The following is a 2,860-nucleotide window of genomic DNA, read 5'->3' as shown; positions in this document are numbered from 1 at the left end:
GGCCGAGCGCTCCGCGGGAGTGCGAGGGGAAGGGGATCCATCTTCCTTCGGCGCTTCCTGGGTCCCCTTCCCTCGGCTCGCTCCGCTCACCTCGCCGGGGATGACAGCGTGGCGTGCGGGTGCGGTTAGGTGTCATCCCCGGCCGAGCGCTCCGCAGGAGTGCGAGGGAAAGCGCAACTGTGTCATCCCCGGCCGAGCGATCCGCAGGATCGCGAGGGGAAGGGGATCCATCTTCCTTCGGCGCTCCTGGGTCCCCTTCCCTCGGCTCGCTGCGCTCGCCTCGCCGGGGATGACAGGTGGCGTGAAGGTGCGGTTCTGAGCATAGGTGTCATCCCCGGCCGAGCGATCCGCAGGATCGCGAGGGGAAGGGGATCCATCTTCCTTCGGCGCTTCCTGGGTCCCCTTCCCTCGGCTCGCTGCGCTCGCCTCGCCGGGGATGACAGCGCAAGTGGGTCGAAGAAAAGGTTCTGAGGGCCGGCGGATGAGGCGCTTTGAGGTTTGGCGTAACAGTCCCCCTTCCCGCCCTCACCGTATCCCGGCCCGCATGAAGCTTTGCACGAATTGGCGCTGGAACAAGAGGAAGCCGATGAGGAGCGGGCCCGACGTCATGATCGTCGCGGCCGTGATCACCGACCAGTCGATGCCTTGATCCACCGAGGAGAACACCGAAAGGCCGACCGTGAGCGGGCGCGTCTCGACGGAGTTCGTGATGATGAGCGGCCAGAGGAAATTGTTCCAGTGGAAGCTCACCTGCACGAGGCCGTAGGCGAGATAGATCGGGCGCGCGAGCGGCACGTAGACGCGCCAGAGCACCCCGAGCGTACCACAGCCTTCGATGCGCGCGGCCTCTTCGAGATCCTTGGGCACGCCGAGGAAAGCCTGGCGCAAGAGGAAGATGCCGAAGGCCGAGGTGAGATAGGGGAGCGCGACGCCGAAGAGCGTGTCGACGAAGCCGAGCGCGCGCACGGTCTGGTAATTCGCGACCGCGAGAATCTCCGGCGCGATCATGAGCTGGATGAGCACGAGTGCGAAGAGGAGATCGCGTCCGCGAAATTCGAAGCGCGCGAAGGCGAAGGCAGCGAGCGTGCACAAGACGCATTGCGCGCCCACGATCATCGTGACGAGGATGATGGTGTTGAGGAAGTAGCGCGCGAAGGGCGCCGCATGCCAGGCGCGTTCGAGGTTTTCGAGCGTGAGCGGGGCCAGGAGGTCGAAATGCGTCGCGTAGGCGGCCGGATGAAAGGCGGTCCAGATCGCATAGGCGAGCGGGGCAAGCCAGAAGAGGCCGAGCGCCCAGGCGGCGCCCGTCTCGAGCGTGCGCGTGAGCAGCGAGGAGCCCTCGAGCGTGCTCATTGGTGGTGCACGCTCATTGGTAGTGCACCTTTCGGCCCGCCGTCAGGAACTGCACGAACGCGAGAGCGCCCAGAATGGCGAGCAGCACCATGGTGAGCGCGGTCGCGTAGCCCTGGTCCCAGAATTTGAAGCCGATCTCGTAAATGTGGAACAAGAGCACATTCGTCGCATTGTCCGGTCCGCCTCCGGTCATGATGAAGATGTGATCGACGGTACGGAATGCGTTGATCACGGCGTTCACGAGGATGAAGAGCGTGACGGGCGCGAGAAGCGGCCAAGTGATGCGCCGGAAGAAAGTGAAGCGCGAGGCCCCCTCGATGGCGGCGGCTTCCTTGAGGTCCGGCGGGATCTGCTGCAGAGCCGCAAGGTAGAAGATCATGAAGAAGCCAGCCTCCTTCCAAATGGTCACGACCATGATGGCAAAAAGCGCCGTCGATTGCGAGCCGAGCCAATTCGTCGCGTGTCCGCCGAAGGCTTGCGCGATTTGGTCGAGAAGCCCGTAGCTCGGCGTGTAAAAGAAAAGCCAGATATTCGCGACCGCGATCATCGGCAGCACGGTCGGGGTGAAATACGCCATGCGGAGCAAGGCGCGCCCTGGAAGGCGGTCGTTGACGAAAAGCGCCATGAGGAGCGCGAGCCCGACCGAGAGCGGGATCGTGCCTGCCGCATAGATGAAATTGTTGGTGAGCGCCTTCCAGAAGATCGGATCGGCGAGCATGTCTTCGTAATTGGAGAGCCCGACGAAATGCGCCGGGCGGTTCACCTTCGGCGTCGAGTAGAAGGAATCCATGAGCGTCGAGACGATCGGGATATGCGTGAACGTGGCAAAGAGCACCACCGACGGCAGAAGAAGGAGCCAGGCCTCGACGCTGCGCCCGGAAAGCGCGCCGCGTTGCGTGCGCGATCGGACGCCTTTGCGCGAGAGCTTCAGACGCGTGACCGCAGGCTCATCGCTTCCCGCCAGCACGGGCGGGATGAGAGGGGCACCTGTCGCCGGCTGATCGACCATGGAACCGATCGCCTCCCTTGCGATCCTCAGCCGTAATCCTTGAGGATGTGGTCGGCCTCGCGCTGCGCGTCCTTCATGGCGGCTTCCGGCGTCTTGCCGCCCGTCAAGGCGGCCTGAAGATTGTCGTTGAAGACCTTCATCACGCGCTGGCCTTCATGAACGGTGATCTCGGGTCCCGCATATTGGAGCTGGTCGCGCGCCACGGCGGCCTGCGGGAAATCGGCGATGTAGCTCTTCATCGCATCGGTCGCATAGGCGGCAGGCGAGGTCGCCACATAGCCGGTGGCGATGGACCAGGCGGCGGCGCGTCCGGGCGTGGTCATGAATTTCACGAACCTAAAGGCCATCGCCTGCTTTTCGGGCGAGATCCCCTTGAAGATGTAGAAGTTGCCGCCGCCCGTCGGCGCGCCATAACGCATTTTCTTCGGCAGCATCGCCACCCCGAACGGAAAGCCCGCATTCTGGCGGATATTCGTGAGAGTGCCGGTCGTCTGCCAG

Annotated in this window: 3 protein-coding genes; all 3 read right to left on the bottom strand. The window is 64.0% G+C overall.

Going from position 1 to position 2,860, the window contains the following annotated elements; translation table 11 throughout:
* Positions 1–525 precede the first annotated feature (525 nt).
* The gene (locus JOZ76_RS11040; RefSeq protein ID WP_291698669.1) at positions 526–1,353 is read right to left on the bottom strand and encodes a carbohydrate ABC transporter permease; all 828 of its coding nucleotides are present in this window, start codon (positions 1,351–1,353) and stop codon (positions 526–528) included.
* A 13-nt stretch (positions 1,354–1,366) separates the two neighbouring features.
* Positions 1,367–2,362 (bottom strand): carbohydrate ABC transporter permease, encoded by a 996-nt coding sequence (locus JOZ76_RS11035; RefSeq protein WP_291698668.1) that lies wholly within the window; start codon positions 2,360–2,362, stop codon positions 1,367–1,369.
* Between the two features lie 26 nt (positions 2,363–2,388).
* Positions 2,389–2,860 (bottom strand): extracellular solute-binding protein (locus JOZ76_RS11030; protein ID WP_291698667.1); only part of this gene is annotated, 472 nt, incomplete at its 5' end.

This window comes from Bradyrhizobium sp. (assembly GCF_019244115.1).
In the GTDB taxonomy this organism is placed as follows: Bacteria; Pseudomonadota; Alphaproteobacteria; order Rhizobiales; family Xanthobacteraceae; genus Bradyrhizobium.
The sequence above is the reverse complement of the archived record's forward strand: the minus strand, read 5'-3'. Positions and strand labels throughout refer to the sequence as shown.

Bases quoted from the DNA above. Each gene is read 5' to 3' on its own strand.
- JOZ76_RS11040 (WP_291698669.1), bottom strand. From the start codon at position 1,353: ATGAGCACGCTCGAGGGCTCCTCGCTGCTCACGCGCACGCTCGAGACG.
- JOZ76_RS11035 (WP_291698668.1), bottom strand. From the start codon at position 2,362: ATGGTCGATCAGCCGGCGACAGGTGCCCCTCTCATCCCGCCCGTGCTG.